Origin of the sequence: Curvibacter gracilis ATCC BAA-807 (assembly GCF_000518645.1) — a bacterium.
In the GTDB taxonomy this organism is placed as follows: Bacteria; Pseudomonadota; Gammaproteobacteria; order Burkholderiales; family Burkholderiaceae_C; genus Curvibacter; species Curvibacter gracilis.
The window spans coordinates 304,986-322,646 of the sequence record NZ_JADZ01000006.1; the positions used below are offsets into that span (position 1 = coordinate 304,986).

Here is a 17,661-nt window from a genome sequence, read left to right on the forward strand (position 1 = left end):
CACGTTCTGACATCCGGGCGGGCAGGGCGCTCGCGTAAACTCGGCCGCTCAGTTGGTGAAGGAGTGACTCATGTTCGGTGTGGCAGATTACGGCGCTTTCGTGGCAGCCATCGTCCTGTTCCTGGCGATTCCGGGGCCGGGCAACCTGGCCCTGATCACCTCCACCGGCAAGGGTGGTCTGCGTGGCGGCATGGCCGCCACCCTGGGCGTGATCGCGGGTGACCAGGTGCTGATGTGGCTGGCCGTGGCCGGCGTGGCCGCCTTGCTGTCCGCCTGGCCGCCGGCTTTCCATGCCGTGCAGTGGTTGGGGGCGGCTTACCTGGCCTGGCTGGGTTTTCGCATGCTCACGGCCAAGCCCGGATCGGCCCCGGTGCTGAACATCCGGCCGCGCCAGTATTTTCAACAGGCGGCCGCCATCACCTTGCTCAACCCCAAGGCCATCGTGTTCTACATGGCTTTCTTTCCGCTGTTTGTCGACCCGGTGCACCACCAGGGCCTGCTGACCTTTGGCGTCATGGCGGCCACCATCGCGGCCCTGACCCTGGCCTATGGCGTGATCGTGGTGCTGCTGACGCACTTTCTGGCCGAACGCCTGCGCGCCAACCCCGTCATCGCGCGTGGGCTGGAAAAGCTGGCCGGCGTGTTCCTGATCGGCTTTGGCCTGAAGCTGGCCCTTTCCAAATAACCCAGACCCCATAACAAGAACGAATTCATGGCCAAGATTTTTTGCGTCGCCAATCAAAAAGGGGGGGTCGGCAAGACCACCTCCACCGTCAACCTGGCTGCCGGCCTGGCCAAGATCGGCCAGCGCGTGCTGATGGTCGACCTGGACCCGCAGGGCAATGCCACCATGGGCTCGGGCGTGGACAAGCGCCAGCTCGAATTCACGGTGTACGACGTGCTGATCGAATCGGCCTCGGTGGCCGAGGCCAAGGTGCATTCCGCAACCTGCGGCTACGACGTGTTGGGCGCCAACCGCGAGCTGGCCGGTGCCGAGGTCGAGCTGGTGCAGCTGGAGCGGCGTGAAAAGCGCCTCAAGACTGCGCTGGCCGCGGTCGATGCCGATTACGACTTCATGCTGATCGACTGCCCGCCCTCGCTGTCGATGCTGACCCTGAACGGCCTGTGTGCCGCCCATGGGGTGATCGTGCCCATGCAGTGCGAGTACTTTGCGCTGGAGGGGCTGACCGACCTGGTCAACACCATCAAGCAGGTGCATGCCAACCTCAACAAGGATCTGCAGATCATCGGCCTGCTGCGTGTGATGTTCGACCCGCGCATCACGCTGCAGCAGCAGGTGAGCGAGCAGCTCAAGGGCCACTTTGCCGACAAGGTGTTCAACACCGTGATCCCGCGCAATGTGCGCCTGGCCGAGGCCCCCAGCTACGGCTTGCCGGGTGTGGTGTTCGACCCGCAGGCCAAGGGCAGCCAGGCCTTCGTCGAGTTTGCCGAAGAAATGGTGCAGCGCATCAAAACCATGTGAGCCCCCGGAGGCATTCGATGATTCAGGCTTCAGATGTTCTTCTGCTGCCGGGCTGGCAGAACAGCGGCCCTGGCCACTGGCAGACCCTGTGGGAGCAGCAGCACGGTTTTGTGCGGGTGGAGCAGCACGACTGGATGCGCCCGTTGCGCGGCGACTGGAATGCCCGCCTCGAAGAGGTGCTGCTGGCCCAGAGCGCGCCGGTGGTCCTGGTGGCGCACAGCCTGGGTTGTGCGCTGGTGGCGGCCTGGGCCGCGCACTCGCGCAACACGGGCCGGGTGCGCGGCGCGCTGCTGGTGGCCCCGCCCGAGCTGGAGCGCGACGATCTGCGCGTGATGCTGCCCGGCTGGGCCCCGATGGCGCGCCAGCGCCTGCCCTTTGCCAGCGTGCTGGTGGCCAGCAGCGACGACCCCTATGCCAGCCTGGCGCATGCCCAGGGCCTGGCCCAGGCCTGGGGCAGCCGCTTGGTGGACGCCGGCCCGCGCGGGCACCTGAACGCCGAATCGGGCCTGGGCGACTGGCCCGAGGGGCTGGCCTTGCTGCAATCTCTGCAATCTCCTCGGGCGCTTTGACGGGCCCTGCAATCCAAGTTCCAAGAAAGATCTGACCAAGATGGCGACCAAGAAACCCAAGGGCCTGGGCCGTGGACTCGAAGCCCTGCTGGGCCCCAAGGTGGACGAAGCCGCCGCAGACGGCAGCGCCCCCGTGGCCAACAGCGGCCAGCCCGCCACCCTGCTGCTGGACCAGCTGGTGCCCGGCGTCTACCAGCCGCGCACGCGCATGGACGAGGGCGCGCTGTACGAGCTGGCCGAAAGCATCAAGGCCCAGGGCATCATGCAGCCCATCCTGGTGCGCCGCCTGCACGCCGGCCCGAACGACGGCAAGTACGAAATCATTGCCGGCGAGCGCCGCTTCCGCGCCTCGCGCCTGGCCGGCCTGGACAGCGTGCCGGTGCTGATCCGCGAGGTGCCCGACGAGGCCGCCGCGGCCATGGCGCTGATCGAGAACATCCAGCGCGAAGACCTCAACCCGCTCGAAGAAGCCCAGGGCCTGCAGCGCCTGGTGAAGGAGTTCGGCCTGACCCACGAGCAGGCCGCCCAGGCGGTGGGCCGCTCGCGCAGCGCGGCCTCCAACCTGCTGCGCCTGCTGAACCTGGCCGAGCCGGTGCAGACCATGCTGATGGCGGGCGACCTGGACATGGGCCATGCGCGCTCGCTGCTGTCGCTGGACCGCGCCACCCAGATCACTGCCGCCAACCAGATCGTGGCCAAGAAGCTGTCGGTGCGCGAGTCCGAGGGCCTGGTCAAGAAGATCGGCGCCGAGTTCAGCCTGACCTCGCCCAAGCCCGCCAAGAAAGACAAGTCGCGCGACCTCAAGCGGGTGGAAGAAGAACTCTCCGACCTGCTGACCGCCACCGTGGAGGTGCGCGTGAAAAAGCGCGTCAAGCGCGCCGGCCGCACCGAGGAAATGGGCGAGCTGGCCATCCAGTTCGGCTCGCTGGAAGAACTCAACGGCCTGATCGACCGCCTGCGCGGCAGCACCTCGGGCGCTTGATGCGATGAGCCGCCCTGTGCCCGGCCACCGCCCGGCCGCCCGTCTGCGCCTGCCCTGGCCCCTGCCGGCCCTGCTGGTGTGGGCGGCGGCCTGGGGCCTGTTTGCCGTGCTGGCACAGGCCGGGGTGGACCTGCTGGTGGCCCTGGGCTGTGCCGCGGCCCTGGGGGCCCTGGGCAGCGTGCTGGGGCCCAACTGGTGGCGCCGCTTCATGATCGCGCTGGGCTTTCCCTTGTCACTGCTGGTGTCGGGGGCCATCACCCTGCCGGGCTGGGTGTGGCTGCTGCCGCTGGGCCTGGTGCTGCTGGTCTACCCGATCAATGCCTGGCGCGATGCGCCGATCTTCCCCACCCCCCGGGCCGCCTTGCTGGGCCTGCCCCAGGCAATCGCCTTGCCTGCCGGTGCCGCGGTGCTGGACGCCGGCTGTGGCCTGGGCGACGGCCTGCGGGCCCTGCGCCGGGCCTGGCCCGAGGCGGCGCTGCATGGCCTGGAGTGGAGCTGGCCCCTGCGCCTGCTGTGCGCCTTGCGCTGCCCCTGGGCCCAGGTGCGGCGCGGCGACATCTGGCGCGAATCCTGGGCGCCGTACCAGCTGGTGTATGTGTTCCAGCGCCCCGAGAGCATGGCGCGGGCCCTCGCCAAGGCCCAGGCCGAGATGGCCCCGGGCAGCTGGCTGGTGAGCCTGGAGTTCGAGGTGCTGGGCCAGCCCCACCAGGCCCGGCTGATGGCGCCCGATGGGCGTCCGGTCTGGATCTACCGGGTCTGAAGCGGGTTCTGATCCGGCTTTCGGCCGGGCCCTGAGCGGCCTATCATGGGGCGCAGGCCATCTGCCAGCCACCCGCGCCAGGAGCGCCCACCATGAACATCGCCAGCCGCCTTCCAAGCCGCCACCGCCGGGCCCTGCTGGCCTGCGTGATCGGCGGGCTACCTACCCGCGCGCTGTGGGCCCAGGAGCGCTCTGACCAGGCCCCGCCGCCCGCGCTGTGGTGGCCCCCGGAGCGGCACTGGCAACGGCTGCGCGAGCGCGCCCCGCAGTCGCCCGAGGTGCAGGCCGTCATGAAGGCCCAGTACCAGTTGCTGGCGCGCGGCTGGAGCCAGCCCCCGCACGCCTTGGCCCACCTGCCTGCCGAGCCACACTGGCAGGGCGAGGCACCGCCACGCCGTGTGGCCGACAGCCTGGGCGAGTTCGAACAGCTGCAGGCCCTGGCCTTTCTGTACACGCTCAACGGCCAGGCGGCCTACCGGGAGCGCGCACTGGAGCTGCTGCGCCCCTGGGCGCGCAGCCTGGGCCCGGTGGCCCAGCCTCTGGCCCTGCGCTGGCTCGAGCCCGCCATGTGGGCCTACCGCCTGTTGCGCCCCCACCTGGGCGCGCCGGATCGGGCCCGCCTGGATGCCTGGTGGCAGGCCCATGCCCTGGCCCAGCAGGGCGACCGGCAGCTGGACCGGCCCGACGCCCTCGACCGCCGCAACAGCCACCGCCTGTGCAGCATCGGCCTGATCGGCTGGGCCCTGGGCGATGCCACCCTGGTCGAATCGGCCCGACGCGGCTTGCAACAGCAGCTGATGGACGCGTTGTTGCCCACGGGCGAGAGCCTGGACTACCGCCAGAGCGGCCGCCTCGCCGACCAGGTGGACGCCTTGCGCCCCCTGCTCACGCTGGCCCTGGCGCTGCGTGAAAGTGGCGACGACCTGTACCACTGGGGCACCCCGGCCGGCGCCTCGATGGCGCGCAGCGTGGCCTGGCTGCTGGCCCGCACGCAGAACCCCAGCCGGTACCCGGAGCTGCGCGGCCAGACGGTGGAGGCGGCTCAGCTGCAGCCACTGCAGGCCCTGATCGAGGCCTGGCAACCCGGCCTCACCCCGCTCGGCATGGGGTCCGGGCGCCAGCACAGCCCGGCCGGTGTGCGGCTGCGCCTGCTGCTCAACAACCTGCCTGAAGAGCGCTAAGCCCGGGAGCGCTGAGCGCGGGGCTTGCCAGCCGGGGCAGGCAAAGTTCCGCCTTGATTGTTTCTAAATATGGAATAGCCATTTGCTCATGACGATGTTTTATTGTTGGTGTTAACCCTATAAAGTTCATCCCATCGATGAGCCAGACACCTCTGCAAAGACTCACCGAGCTGGACAAGACGGCGCCCCTCAAGGCCTCCGCCCTGCCCGGAAGTCCATCCACTTTGAAAGGAAACATCATCATGAACCGCCAACTGATCGCCTCCGCCCTGATTGCCGCCTCTGCCTTCGTGGCCGCCGCACCCAGCTTTGCCGAAGGCCTGGCCGAATACAACCAGCGCGCCGACGTGGTGTCGCAATACAGCCGCGCCGAAGTGAAGACCCAGGCCGTGGCCGCCGCCCGCCATGCCGCCGACGTGGACACCAACTCGCAGGTGCTGCCGGCCGTGAAGTCCGCCATCACCCGCCAGGAAGTGCGCCAGGCGGCCGCCGCCGCCAACCGCGCCGGCCTGCTGCCGCACGGCGAACTGACCTACTGATCCACGCGTTCAGTTCAGCTGCCCTGAATCGCCAGGGCGCACAAAAACCCCGCCCGGCGCGAGCCAGGCGGGGTTTTTTCATGGCGCTCCGATCAGGTTGGGAGGGCCTGATGTCCCGATGGATGCACTCGACCCGCTGCATGGCAAAAACGAGGATCAACAGACCCCGTCCAGCCGAGGTGCTCTGTGTCTGTTGATCAAAATTCGTTCATAAACGAGAATTTGCCCCGATCCATTGCGCACTACCTCACAGCAGGGAGCCACCGCGATCTGTACCTGGAGTGGCTGCGTGGAATGCGCGATGTCCGGGCCAAAGTGGCTGTCATTCGACGGGTGGGCCAGTTGGAGCGGGGCCTCTTCGGCGACCACAAGTTTTGTCGTGACGGCGTCTGGGAGTTGCGGGTGGATGTGGGGCAAGGCTACCGGATCTACTACGCACGGCCTGGATCGATGGTTTTGTTGCTGGGTGGTGGCACCAAGCGAAGCCAGCCGGCCGACATCGAAAGAGCCGTCACGGCGTGGACGGATTGGCAACGGAGAACAGATGATGAAAAACAGACCCCATGACGATGCCATGGTCGAGTTGTACCGGTCCGATCCGGCCCTGGCCCTGGAGGTCATCAACAGCATCCTGGAAGATGGCGATCAAGCAGAGCTGTTGGTGGTGCTGCGTCAACTCGCCCAGGCCTTGGGCGGGGTGTCCGCGCTGGCGCAACAGGCCCGGCTGAACCCCACCCAGCTTTACCGCACCCTGTCGCCCAGTGGCAACCCGGCGCTCAGCAGCTTGCTGGTCATCCTGAAAGCACTGGGCTTGCGGCTGGCGGTGCAGCCGCTGGCATCAAGCCCTTCGCTGGATGCCAACGCCGAGCCGGCGTGAGGCCTGCGGCGTTTTTTCAAAGCGCGAAGATCTTGCCCGGGTTCAGGATGTTCTTGGGGTCGAGGGCGCGTTTGATGGTGCGCATCATGTCGACCGCGCCGGCGCCGGTTTCGTCGAGCAGAAAGCCCATCTTGTGCAGGCCCACACCGTGCTCGCCGGTGCAGGTGCCGCCCAGTTGCAGCGCCCGGGTGACGAGCTTGTGGTTCAGTTCTTCGGCCTTGGCGCGTTCGTCGGCGTCATCGGGGTTGATCAGGTAGCCAAAGTGGAAGTTGCCGTCGCCCACGTGGCCCACCAGGAAGTAGGGGATGCCGCTGGCGTCGGTCTCGGTCACCGAGTCGAGCAGGCAGTCGGCCAGGCGGCTGATGGGCACGCAGGTGTCGGTGGAGATGGCCTTGCAGCCCGGGCGTGACTGCACGGCGGCAAAGTAGGCGTTGTGCCGGGCCGTCCACAGGCGGGTGCGTTCCTCGGGGGTGCTGGCCCATTCGAAGGCGTTGCCGCCGAACTCGCTGGCGATCTCCTGCACGGTTTCAGCCTGTTCTTTGACGCTGGTGGGTGAGCCGTGGAACTCCATCAGCAGCATGGGTTCTTCGCGCAGGCTGAGCTTGGAGTACTGGTTGACCATGCGCACGGTGTTGTGGTCGATCAGCTCGACGCGGGCAATCGGCACGCCCAGCTGGATGGTCTGGATGGTGGTGCGCACCGCCGCTTCGATGCTCGGGAAAGAGCAGATGGCGGCCGACACGGCTTCGGGCAGGGGGTACAGGCGCACGGTGATCTCGGTGATCACGCCCAGCGTGCCTTCGCTGCCCACCATCAGCCGGGTCAGGTCGTAGCCGGCGCTGCTCTTCTTGGCGCGGGTGCCGGTGCGGATCACCTCGCCGCTGGCGGTGACGACCTCCAGGGCCAGCACGTTTTCACGCATGGTGCCGTAGCGCACGGCGTTGGTGCCGCTGGCGCGGGTGGCGGTCATGCCGCCGATGGTGGCGTCGGCGCCCGGGTCGATGGGGAAGAACAGGCCGGTGGACTTGATCTCTTCGTTGAGCTGCTTGCGGGTGATGCCGGGCTGCACGGTCACGGTCAGGTCTTCGGCGTTCACGCTGAGCACCTGGTTCATGCGGCTGACATCCAGGCTGATGCCGCCTTGCACGGCCAGCAGGTGGCCTTCGAGCGAGGAGCCCACGCCAAACGGAATCACCGGCACCTCGAACTGGCTGGCCAGGCGCACGGCATCGGCCACGTCGGCGGTGCTCTGGGCGAACACCACGGCGGCCGGCGGCGGCACCTGGAACGAGGACTCGTCGCGGCCGTGCTGCTCACGCACCACCAGGGCGGTGCTGCATTGCTCGCCGAAGCGGGCCTTGAGGGCATCGATCAGGGCGGCGGGCACATCGCGTTGCTGCACTTCGGGCAGCAGGTGCAAGGGGGCTGTGGGGGCGTTCATGGTGTCTCCAGTACGGCGTGAAAGAGGGGGCCGGGTCAGGCCAGCCTGCCATTCTAGGAGTGTGGGCGGCTTCCTGCCGAGGCCAGGGGTTGACGGCCCGGCGCAGCGGCAAGGCAGGGCGATCTCGCGCAAAATCGGGGGCCCGACAGCCGGTCGAGGCCCCCCTTTTTCATCCCCCTTTTCCAATGTTTGCAAGGACCCCCGCATGGCCAACCGCCTGACCCAGATCGCCACCCGAACCGGAGACAACGGCACCACCGGCCTGGGCGACAACACCCGGGTGTCCAAGAACAGCCTGCGCGTGCACGCCATGGGCGATGTGGACGAGCTCAACTCGCACATCGGCCTGCTGCTCAGCGAGGACCTGCCCGAGGCGGTGCGCGAGCTGCTGACCGACATCCAGCACCAGCTGTTCAACCTGGGGGGCGAGCTGTCGATCCCGGGCTTCGAGCTGCTCAAGACCGAGGCGGTGCTGCAACTGGACCAGGCGCTGGAGCGCTTCAATGCCGAGCTGCCGCGCCTGCAGGAGTTCATCCTGCCCGCCGGCCGGCGCAGCGCCGCCCAGGCCCATGTGTGCCGCACCGTGGCGCGCCGCGCCGAACGTGCCGTGGTGGCCCTGGGCAATGAAGAGGCGCTCAAGGACACGCCGCGCCAGTACCTGAACCGCTTGTCTGACCTGATGTTCGTGCTGGCCCGGGTGCTCAACCGGGTCGATGGTGGCGACGACGTCTACTGGAAGAGCGAGCGCCTGCAGCGCGGCAGCTGAGGCGGGATCCCCCCATGCGCCTGCGCCACATCGAGGTCTTCAACGCCATCATGCTGACCGGCAGCGTGAGCGCGGCGGCCCGGCTGATCAACATCACCCAGCCCGCCGTCAGCCGCACCCTGCAGCACGCCGAGATCCAGCTGGGCTTTGCGCTGTTCCAGCGCGCCAAGGGCCGGCTCACCCCGACCACCGAGGCGCTGACGCTGTTTCCGCACATCGAGCGCCTGTTTGCCCAGCTCGACGAGGTGCAGCGCCTGGCCACCAGCCTGCGTGGCGGCCAGGTGGCGGGCGAGCTGCGCATCGTCTCGGTGCTGGCGCTGAGCTACGACATCCTGCCGCGGGCGCTGGCCCGCTTCAAGAAGAAGCACCCCGACATCGTGGTCAGTGTCGAGGCCCTGCATTCGCCCCAGATCGCCTCCAGCCTGATGCTGCAGGAGGCCGATGTGGGCTTTGTCTTCAGCACGCTCAGCCACCCCTCGCTGACGCACGAGCCCCTGGCCGAATGCGCCATGGTGTGCGTGGTGCCCAAGGGGCTGCTGCCGGCGCGCAAGCTGCGCCAGGGGCAGCTCAGCCTGGCCGATCTGGTGGACGTGCCGGTGATCAACCTCGATGCCCGCGACCCGGTGGGCACGCGCCTGAGCCAGGCCTGTCGCGAGGCCGGCGTGGGCCTGAATTCGTACGTCACCGTGCAGACCTACCACGCGGCGCTGGCCATGGCCCACCACGGCCTGGGCGTGGCCCTGGTGGACGCCTGCACCGCCGTGTCGGCCGACCGCAGCAAGGTCGAGGTGCTGGCGCTGGAGCCCGCCATCCACGTGCCGGTGCAGGCGCTGCGCCTGGCCGACAAGCCCGGCTCGGTGCTGGTGCGCGCCATCACCGAGGAGATGCAGCAGGCGATCCGGCAGGCCTTGTGAGCTCGGATCGCTGAGGCGCCTCAGCGGGCGGGCTGCAAGCTCTGCAGCACCTGGCCCTGGGCATCCAGCAGCAGCAGCCGACCCCCTTCGAGCCGGGCCGAGCGCGTGGCCTCCAGGCTGGCCAGGAAGGAGCCCTCCTGCTCGCCGCCCGGGGTCAGGCACATCATGCGGGTGGCCGCCAGCGGGCCCAGGCGCAGCTGGCCACCGTCGATGTGCCAGCGCCCGCTGAACCGGTTGCAACCGCCAAAGCCGCTGGCCTGGCCGTTGGCCTCCAGGCGCAGCTGGGTGGGTGGCTGGCCCTCGCCCTGCCAGCGGGTGTCGTTCAGATCGGGCAGGGCAGGGGCTTGGGCACAGGCGCCCAGCAGCGTGACCAGGGCCGCCCCTGCCAACAGGGCACGGAGATGGGATCGAAGAGAAGAAGGCTGGGCCATGGGCACCTCGCAAAGCGCGTGAAAGCACGCTCAAACGCGCATTCTGGCACCGCCGACGGGGTCAGGCGTCAGGCGCGCAGGGCGTCGCTCAGTTGGCGCGCGGTGCCAAAAGCCAGCGTGAAGCCCAGGGCGCCGTGGCCCGTGTTCATCCACAGGTTGTCGGGGCCCTGGGGCAGGCGCCCGACGATCGGCAGACCGGTCGGTGTGGCAGGTCGCAGGCCACACCAGGCCTGCACCTCGCTGAAGTCTTTGACGCCGGGAAACACTTGGGCGGTGGATTGGCACAGGCTGTTGATGCGGTCGGGCGGGATGTCACGCCCGTAGCCCACCAGCTCCACCATGCCGGCCACGCGCAAGCGCTCGCCCAGGCGGGCAAACACCACCTTGCGGGCGCTGTCGGTCACGCTGACCCGGGGGGCGCGGCCCGGCTCGGTGCCCACCGGCAGGGTGATGCTGTAGCCCTTGAGCGGGTAGACCGGCAGTGGCAGGCCCAGCGGGCGGCACAGCGCCACGCTGTCGGCGCCCAGGGCCAGCACAAAGTGGTCGGCCTGCACCGGCCCTCGGGCCGTGTGGGCGGCCTGCACACGGCCACCGGCCACTTCGAGCCGGGTCACCGCTCGGCCATAGAGGCGTTCTGCACCGCGCTGCGCCAGGGCCTGGTCCAGCGCCTGGCACACCTTGAGGCAGTCGGCCGCGCTCTCGCTGGGGGTGTAGACCGCGCCAGCCATGGCCGGCTGATAACTGGCCAGCGCGGGCTCCAGGGCCACGCATTCGGCGGGCGACACCAGGCGCTGGGGGGCGCCACCCAGGCGGGCCTGCAGCTCGATCTGCCGCGCCGCGCCCTGCAGGCCGGCCTCGGTGGGGTAGAGCACCAGCTTGCCCGGGGTGCTGTGGTCGCAGTCGGGCCGCAGGTCGCTCAGCATCTGCTCAAAACCTTCGCGGCTGCGTGCGGCCAGGCCCAGCAGGGTGGCGGTGCTGTGCTCCGAGCGCACCCGGTTGCAGGCCGCCATGAAGCTCAGCCCCCAGGCCCATTGGTGCAGATCGGCCTGCAGTCGGAACTTCAGCGGTGAGTCGGCGGCCAGCAGCAGCTTGGGCAACTGGCCCCAGATCGAGGGGTCTGCCAGGGGTTGCACGTATGAGTAGCTGAGCTGGGCCCCGTTGCCGCCGCTGGCGCCCTGGCCGACGGCTTCGGCCGCGTCGAGCAGGGTCACCTGGTGGCCTTCTTGCTGAAGTGAATAGGCGGCGGCCAGCCCGGTGATGCCGGCGCCGAGCACACAGATGTGCATGAGCGATCCTTTTTTTGGCTTTGAAACTGCTGCCAATGTAGGGCGCGCAGGGCGAAGGCGCTCATGCCAATCGAGGGCTGGGCCATGCAAGCCGGTTATGGGATGGCGCGCTCACACGGGCTTGGGGCTTTCCCCCTGCAGCGGCCAGCCCATTACCTTTTGTAATGCCCGTGCCGTGAAAAGGAATTACCGCGCAGGGCCCGGGCCTTCCTACACTGGGCTTTCGACGTTCACCCCCTCATCCACCCATCACACCCTCAAGAGGTCTGCGCATGAAAATGATCCCCCTGCTGCTCACCGCGGCCACCCTGGCCACTGGCTCTGCCCTGGTGCAGGCCGATACCCTGGAGAAGATCGCGGCCTCGGGCAAGATCACGCTGGCCTACCGGGAATCGTCGGTGCCCTTCAGCTACCTGGACGGCCCCTCCAAGCCCATCGGCTTTGCGGTGGACATGTCCAATGCCGTGGCTGATGCGGTGCGCAAGCAACTCAAGAAGCCCGATCTGCAGATCGAGTGGCAGCCGGTGACCTCGCAGAACCGCATCCCCTTGATCATGAATGGCACGGTCGACCTGGAGTGCGGTTCGACCACCAACAACACGGCGCGCGGCAAGGACGTGGCCTTTGCGATCAACCACTTCTACACCGGCACCCGGCTGCTGGTGAAAAAGGGCTCGGGCATCAAGGACTACGCCGATCTGGCGGGCAAGAACGTGGCCACCACCACCGGCACCACCAACCTGCAGGTGTTGCGCAAGTACAGCACCGAGAAGAACCTGAACTTCAACATGCTGTTCGGCAAGGACCACGCCGACTCCTTCTTGCTGGTGGAATCGGGCCGGGCCCTGGCCTTCGGCATGGACGACATCCTGTTGTTCGGCCTCAAGGCCAATGCCAAGAACCCCGACGAGTTCGAGGTGGTGGGCGAGTCGCTGCAGGTCGAGCCCTATGCCTGCATGCTGCGCAAGGACGATGCCGGCTTCAAGCACCTGGTCGACGGCGTGATCGGCGGCCTGATGAAGAGCGGTGAGTTCGAGAAGCTCTACACCAAGTGGTTCATGCAGCCCATCCCGCCGCGCGGTGTGCCCCTGGGCCTGCCCATGAGCCCGCAGCTCAAGGACAACCTGAAGGCCCTGAGCGACAAGCCTGCCGTCTGATCATGGGCCCTGCATCGCTCTCCCCATCGCTCTCCCCATCGCTGTCTGCGCCGCAGGTGGTCGGCATCCTGGGCGGCATGGGGCCGGCGGCAGGGGCCGATTTTGTGCGCCTGTTTGTCGAGGCCTGCTCGCGCCAGCTGCAGGCCCTGGGCCGGGGTGTGCAGGACCAGGCCTTCCCGGAGCACTGGCTGGCCCAGGTGCCGGTGCCGGACCGCACCGGCGCCTTGCTCAACCGCGACAGCGGTGCCCACCAGCCGCTGGAGCCCATGCTGCAGGCGCTGGGGCGGCTGGCCGCCCTGGGTGCGCGCAGCGTGGCCATGGCCTGCAACACGGCGCATGCCTGGCATGGGCGGCTGCAGGAGCGTTTTCCGCAGCTGGAGCTGCTGCATGTGGCCCAGGAGGTGGCGCAGGCCCTGCAGGCCCAGGGGGCGCGCCAGGCCATCCTGCTGGCCACCGAAGGCACTTACCGCAGCGGCCTGTATGAGCAGGCCCTGGGGCAGGCGGGCATTGCGCTGATCCTGCCCGATGCAGCCCAGCGCGAGCGCCTGATGCAGGGCATCTACCAGGGTGTCAAGCAGGGCGACCGGGTGTTGGCGCAGACCTGTTTTGCCGAGGTGGCCGCGGCCCTGCTGGAGCGGCACGGCGCGCAGCCGGTGCTGATGGCCTGCACCGAGATCCCGCTGGCCTTGCCCGGGGCGCCCGAAGTGGCGGGGGCCACCCTGATCGACCCGGCCCAGGTGCTGGCGCAGGCGCTGGCCGGTCGGGCGTATGGGGTGCCTGGCGTGTCCGGCCTGGCGCTTCAGATTTCGTAGTCGGCGCTGCCGCCCGATTCGTCCTGCAGGGCCTTCTCCACGATGGCTCGGTTCAGCGTGGGGGCAAAGGACTCGATGAAGGCATACACATAGCCGCGCAGGTAGCTGCCGCGGCGCACGGCCAGGCGGGTCAGGTTGATACCGAACAGGTGGCCGGCGTCGATGGCGCGCAAGCCGGTGTCGCGCTCGGCCTCGTAGGCGATCGAGGCCACGATGCCGGCCCCCATGCCCAGCTCCACATAGGTCTTGATCACGTCGGCGTCCATGGCGCTGAGCACGATGTGCGGGTCGAGCTTGCGCTGGGTGAAGGCTTCGTCGATGTGGGTGCGGCCGGTGAAGCCGTTGTCGTAGGTGATCAAGGGCCAGGCGGCCAGGCGCTCCAGGGTCAGCGGCGCGTCCAGCAGCGGGTGGCCCGGCGGCACCAGCACCGAGTGTGTCCAGCGGTAGCAGGGCAGGGCGACCAGGGCCTCGTACTGGGCCAGGGCCTCGGTGGCGATGCCCACATCGGCCTCGCCCGACAGCAGCATCTCGGCCACCTGGCGCGGCGAGCCCTGGTGCAGGTTGAGCTTGACGTTGGGGAACTGCTGGCGGAACTCCTGCACCGCGGCCGGCAAGGCGTAGCGGGCCTGCGAGTGGGTGGCGGCGATCGAGAGCTGGCCGTTTTGCTGGGCCACGAATTCCTGGCCGGCTTTGCGCAGGTTGGCGCTGTCGAGCAGGATGCGCTCGATGATGGGCAGCACGTGCTGGCCCGGGTCGGTCAGGCCGGTCAGGCGCTTGCCGGCGCGCACGAACAGCTCGATCCCCAGCTCTTCTTCCAACTCGCGGATCTGCCGGCTCACACCGGGCTGCGAGGTGTGCAAGGCATTGGCCACCTCGGTGAGGTTGAAGCCGCAGCGCACGGTTTCGCGAACGGAGCGCAGTTGCTGGAAGTTCATTTTTTGAAGGGCTGGGGGGCTTTTAAATAAGGAAAAGTAATTATTGAAGCGTTTGATACAACATCCAAATACATAAAAGTGACATGCATATGGGGTTTTCAGGGCTCTGTCACAGGGCGTGCACAGCACAGATTGGGGGGCATCCCCAATGCCGGTGAGCGGCCCTGAATGGCAGACTGGAGGTTTAGCCCGAACCCATGAGCCCTGGTATGCCCCAACGCCGTCAATTTCTGTCTCTTGCTCCCCGGCTGCTGGCCGCCGCCGCAGCGCCGGCCCTGATCGGCCTGGCGCGGGCGCAGGAGGGGGTGTCCGGCCGCAGCGTGGTGATCGGCTCGTCGGCGGCGCTGTCGGGCCCGCTGGCGGCCCTGGGCCAGGACCTCAAGCTGGGCATCGACGCGGCCATGGGCCAGATCAATGCCCGTGGCGGTGTGCAGGGGCGCAGCCTGCAGCTGCAGATGGTGGACGACGCCTACCAGCCCAACCGCACCCTGGACAACGTGCGCAAGATGGCCGGCGAGGGCGGTGTGCTGGCCTTGCTGTCCTGCGTGGGCACGCCCAACAACACCGCCATCCTGCCGGTGATCGAGGAAAACAGCCTCCCGTATGTGGCGCCCCTGACCGGGGCCAGTTCGCTGCGCAAGGGCAGCAGCCGCAACCTCTTCCATGTGCGCGCCAGCTACACCGATGAAACCCAGCGCCTGATCCAGCGCCTGGGCTCGATGGGGCTCAACGGCCTGGCCATCGTCTACCTGGACAACGGCTTCGGGCGCGAGGTGCTGGGCGATGCCCTCAAGGCCATGGAGGGGCAGGGCATGAAGGCCGTGGCCCAGGTGGCCTTGGACACCGGCGGCAAGAACCTGGCCGAGGTGGTGAACCAGGTGCTGGCGGCCAAGCCCAGCGCGGTGTTCATGGCCACGGCCGGCGCCGTGTCGCAGGCCTTGGTGATGGGCTTGCGCAAGCCTTCGCCGTCCATGCCGGTGGTCGGCCTCAGCGTCGCGCTGAGCAACGAGGGCGTGAAGGCGCTCGGCTCTCTGGGCAGTGGGGTGGCGCTGACCATGGTGTTTCCGGATCCGAACCGGGCCAAGATCCAGCTGGTGCGTGACTACCAGGCGGCCATGCGGGCCCTGGGCCAGACCGAGTTCTCGCCCGGCAGCCTGGAGGGCTACATCAACACCCGGGTGCTGGCCGAAGGCCTGGACCGCGCCGGCAAGGACGTCAACCGGGCCCGCCTGCGCAGCGCGCTGGCCGGCGTGCGCGGGCTGGATCTGGGGGGCTTTGTGGTCGACTTCGGCAATGCGCCCTATGTGGGCTCGCACTATGTCGAGCTGGGGGTGTTGGGGGCTTCGGGCCGTTTCGTGGGCTGAAGCCCCTCCCCCAAGTGATGGGGCCTGGGCCGGGCTCAGCCGGCCTGGATGACGGCACAGGCCACGCGCGGGCCGGAATTGCCGGTGGGCTGGGTGGTGTAGTCGTCGGGGTCGCGGTGCACGATCAGGCCTTTGCCGACGATGCTTTGCGGGCCGGCCACCAGGGTGATGCCCCGGCTTTCGAAGTCGACCCGGGCCACGCCCTGGGCGTCGGCCTTGAGCACGGGCAGGTCACCCACATGGTGGGCGCTGGCGTCATGCCGGCCATGGGCGCTGCCGCCGGGGTTGAAGTGGCCGCCGGTGCTCATGCCGTCGCCGCTGCTGCAGTCGCCTTTTTCGTGCACATGAAAGCCGTGTTCGGCATTCGGCTTGAGGCCGCTGATCTGGCCGCTCACGCGCACCACATCGCCACTCTGGCTGAAGCTCAGGCGGCCGCTGACGCTGTTGCCTCGGGTGGGCTGCAGATCGGCCACGGCCCGGGGGCCGGGCGGGGCGCTGGCGCAGCCGGCCAGGGCCAGGGCGACCAAGGCGCTGGCGCCGCACAGGCGGGCAATGCGGGAACGCGGTGTCGGAGCTTGCGGGGCTGTCGGGGTCATGAGAATCCTCCTGAGGTGTGGAGGACCGAGGGTAGCGCAATCTGTGCACCAGAGGGGGCAGAGCGCGCCCTTGAACGCGTTCTCAGGCCCGGCCGGGCAGGCCGGGGGAGGCTCTTCAGGCAGAGCGCCGGTTGAGCAGGGCGTACAGCCCGATGGCGCCGAAGGTCGCGGTGCCGATGCCGCCCAGGCCGAAGTCGCCGAACTTCAGCGTGAAGTCGCCGGTGCCCAGGATCAGGGTCACGGCGGCCACGATCAGGTTCTTGTTGTCGGAGAAGTCGACCTTGTTGTCCACCCAGATCTTGGCGCCAGCCACCGCGATCAGACCGAACACCACGATGGACACCCCGCCCATCACCGGCAGCGGGATGGCCTGGATCACGGCCCCGAACTTGGGGCTGAAGCCCAGCACCACCGCCAGCACGGCGGCGCAGGCGAACACGGCGGTGGAATAGATCTTGGTGGCGGCCATCACGCCGATGTTTTCGGCATAGGTGGTCACGCCGGTGCCGCCGGCGCTGCCCGAGAGCATGGTGGCCACACCGTCGCCGATGAAGGCCCGGCCCATGTAGGCGTCCAGGTTCTTGCCGGTCATGGCGGTCACGGCCTTGATGTGGCCCAGGTTCTCGGCCACCAGGATGATGGCCACCGGGGCGATCAGCAGCATGGCGTTGGCGCTGAACACCGGGCTGGCGAAGCCGGGCAGCCCCAGCCAGGCGGCATTCGCCACACCCGACAGGTCCAGCGCCTTGCCCAGGCCCAGGCCATTGGTCAGCAGCGCATAGATCACGCTGGCCACGATCAGGCCCACCAGGATCAGCAGGCGTTGCAGCATGCCGCGCGTCAGCACGGCCACCAGGCCCACGCAGACAAAGGTCACGGCCTGCATCCAGCTGTCGAAGTTGCTGGCCGCCATGTTCTTGATCGGCACGCTGGCCAGGTTCAGGCCGATCACGGCCACCACCGCGCCGGTGACGACCGGGGGCATCAGGCGTTCGATCCAGCGCGTGCCCACGGCCTGCACCAGCACCCCGATGGCGGTGTAGATGGCGCCACAGGCCACGATGCCGCCCAGCGCCACCGCCATGCCCGCGTTCGGGCCCTTGCCCGCATAGCCCGAGGCGGCGATCACCACCCCGATGAAGGCGAAGCTCGACCCCAGGTAGCTGGGCACCTTGCCGCCGGTGATCAGAAAGAACACCAGCGTTCCGATGCCGCTCATCAGGATGGCGATGTTGGGGTCGAAGCCCATCAGGATCGGCGCCAGCACGGTGGCGCCGAACATGGCGATCACGTGTTGCACCCCCATCAGCGCGGTCTGCCCCCAGGGCAGTCGTTCATCCGGGCCGATCACCCCTCCCTGCTGCAACACCTCGGGGCTGCGCAGCCGCCAGTCGAATAGTCCCATGCTGAAATCCTGTCTGTTTGGTTAGAAACGCGGCGAATGCTAGCAGGGAGACGGGTGGTAAATGGCGGGGGCAGTACGGAGTGTTCGCGCTTTGACAAACGTGATAGGCGTTTGATCCAGCAGCGGTTTTTGTGCTGGTTCTGTTAACAAATTGATACGACAA

General features: G+C 68.2%; 20 protein-coding genes. 14 read left to right on the top strand and 6 right to left on the bottom strand.

Going from position 1 to position 17,661, the window contains the following annotated elements; all coding sequences use genetic code 11:
• Positions 1–70: 70 nt before the first annotated feature.
• The 9 genes from L880_RS0105995 (at position 71) to L880_RS0106035 (ending at position 6,391) form a co-directional block, all read left to right on the top strand.
• Entirely contained in the window at positions 71–685 is a 615-nt protein-coding gene (locus L880_RS0105995; RefSeq protein ID WP_027474902.1) for a LysE family transporter, read from the top strand.
• A gap of 27 nt (positions 686–712) precedes the next feature.
• Positions 713–1,483, top strand: a complete 771-nt coding sequence (locus L880_RS0106000; RefSeq protein ID WP_027474903.1) for a ParA family protein — start codon at positions 713–715, stop codon at positions 1,481–1,483.
• Between the two features lie 17 nt (positions 1,484–1,500).
• Complete coding sequence (locus L880_RS0106005) at positions 1,501–2,052, top strand: RBBP9/YdeN family alpha/beta hydrolase (protein ID WP_027474904.1); 552 nt, start codon at positions 1,501–1,503, stop codon at positions 2,050–2,052.
• A 40-nt stretch (positions 2,053–2,092) separates the two neighbouring features.
• Positions 2,093–3,034, top strand: a complete 942-nt coding sequence (locus tag L880_RS0106010; RefSeq protein WP_027474905.1) for a ParB/RepB/Spo0J family partition protein — start codon at positions 2,093–2,095, stop codon at positions 3,032–3,034.
• 4 nt (positions 3,035–3,038) lie between these two features.
• Positions 3,039–3,794, top strand: coding sequence for a class I SAM-dependent methyltransferase (locus tag L880_RS0106015; protein ID WP_051443101.1), 756 nt, complete (start codon positions 3,039–3,041; stop codon positions 3,792–3,794).
• 92 nt (positions 3,795–3,886) lie between these two features.
• The gene (locus L880_RS34260; RefSeq protein ID WP_051443102.1) at positions 3,887–4,975 is read left to right on the top strand and encodes an alginate lyase family protein; all 1,089 of its coding nucleotides are present in this window, start codon (positions 3,887–3,889) and stop codon (positions 4,973–4,975) included.
• Positions 4,976–5,217: 242 nt separating this feature from the next.
• A complete protein-coding gene (locus L880_RS0106025) occupies positions 5,218–5,514 on the top strand; it encodes a hypothetical protein (RefSeq protein WP_027474907.1) in 297 nt (98 codons plus the stop codon).
• Positions 5,515–5,700: 186 nt separating this feature from the next.
• Entirely contained in the window at positions 5,701–6,081 is a 381-nt protein-coding gene (locus L880_RS0106030; RefSeq protein WP_273421040.1) for a type II toxin-antitoxin system RelE/ParE family toxin, read from the top strand.
• Positions 6,062–6,391, top strand: a complete 330-nt coding sequence (locus L880_RS0106035) for a helix-turn-helix domain-containing transcriptional regulator (protein ID WP_027474909.1) — start codon at positions 6,062–6,064, stop codon at positions 6,389–6,391. Before L880_RS0106030 ends, L880_RS0106035 begins: the two co-directional genes overlap by 20 nt.
• A gap of 16 nt (positions 6,392–6,407) precedes the next feature.
• Here the strand turns inward: L880_RS0106035 and L880_RS0106040 are convergent, their stop codons facing one another.
• Positions 6,408–7,832 (bottom strand): FAD-binding oxidoreductase, encoded by a 1,425-nt coding sequence (locus L880_RS0106040; RefSeq protein ID WP_027474910.1) that lies wholly within the window; start codon positions 7,830–7,832, stop codon positions 6,408–6,410.
• 205 nt (positions 7,833–8,037) lie between these two features.
• On the opposite strand from L880_RS0106040, the gene L880_RS0106045 reads away from it, so the two are divergent.
• Positions 8,038–8,598, top strand: a complete 561-nt coding sequence (locus L880_RS0106045; protein ID WP_027474911.1) for a cob(I)yrinic acid a,c-diamide adenosyltransferase — start codon at positions 8,038–8,040, stop codon at positions 8,596–8,598.
• A gap of 14 nt (positions 8,599–8,612) precedes the next feature.
• Entirely contained in the window at positions 8,613–9,512 is a 900-nt protein-coding gene (locus L880_RS0106050; RefSeq protein WP_027474912.1) for a LysR substrate-binding domain-containing protein, read from the top strand.
• 20 nt (positions 9,513–9,532) lie between these two features.
• Here L880_RS0106050 and L880_RS0106055 read toward each other — a convergent pair whose 3' ends face one another.
• Positions 9,533–9,943 carry an META domain-containing protein gene (locus tag L880_RS0106055; RefSeq protein WP_084461058.1) on the bottom strand — a complete coding sequence of 137 codons (411 nt, stop codon included), beginning with the start codon at positions 9,941–9,943 and terminating at the stop codon, positions 9,533–9,535.
• A gap of 68 nt (positions 9,944–10,011) precedes the next feature.
• Positions 10,012–11,229, bottom strand: coding sequence for a D-amino acid dehydrogenase (locus tag L880_RS0106060; RefSeq protein WP_027474914.1), 1,218 nt, complete (start codon positions 11,227–11,229; stop codon positions 10,012–10,014).
• 278 nt (positions 11,230–11,507) lie between these two features.
• On the opposite strand from L880_RS0106060, the gene L880_RS0106065 reads away from it, so the two are divergent.
• Together L880_RS0106065 and L880_RS31765 are read left to right on the top strand one after the other, a co-directional pair.
• On the top strand, positions 11,508–12,386 hold the full coding sequence (locus tag L880_RS0106065; RefSeq protein WP_043328631.1) for an amino acid ABC transporter substrate-binding protein: 879 nt from the start codon (positions 11,508–11,510) through the stop codon (positions 12,384–12,386).
• 2 nt (positions 12,387–12,388) lie between these two features.
• Complete coding sequence (locus tag L880_RS31765) at positions 12,389–13,198, top strand: aspartate/glutamate racemase family protein (protein ID WP_051443104.1); 810 nt, start codon at positions 12,389–12,391, stop codon at positions 13,196–13,198.
• Here L880_RS31765 and L880_RS0106075 read toward each other — a convergent pair.
• Positions 13,186–14,133 (bottom strand): CysB family HTH-type transcriptional regulator, encoded by a 948-nt coding sequence (locus tag L880_RS0106075; RefSeq protein WP_027474916.1) that lies wholly within the window; start codon positions 14,131–14,133, stop codon positions 13,186–13,188. The genes L880_RS31765 and L880_RS0106075 overlap by 13 nt on opposite strands.
• 209 nt (positions 14,134–14,342) lie before the next feature.
• On the opposite strand from L880_RS0106075, the gene L880_RS0106080 reads away from it, so the two are divergent.
• Entirely contained in the window at positions 14,343–15,497 is a 1,155-nt protein-coding gene (locus L880_RS0106080; protein WP_027474917.1) for an ABC transporter substrate-binding protein, read from the top strand.
• Between the two features lie 35 nt (positions 15,498–15,532).
• Here L880_RS0106080 and L880_RS0106085 read toward each other — a convergent pair whose 3' ends face one another.
• A complete protein-coding gene (locus L880_RS0106085; protein ID WP_051443105.1) occupies positions 15,533–16,093 on the bottom strand; it encodes a superoxide dismutase family protein in 561 nt (186 codons plus the stop codon).
• A 115-nt stretch (positions 16,094–16,208) separates the two neighbouring features.
• On the bottom strand, positions 16,209–17,498 hold the full coding sequence (locus tag L880_RS0106090) for a solute carrier family 23 protein (RefSeq protein ID WP_027474919.1): 1,290 nt from the start codon (positions 17,496–17,498) through the stop codon (positions 16,209–16,211).
• Positions 17,499–17,661: the final 163 nt, after the last annotated feature.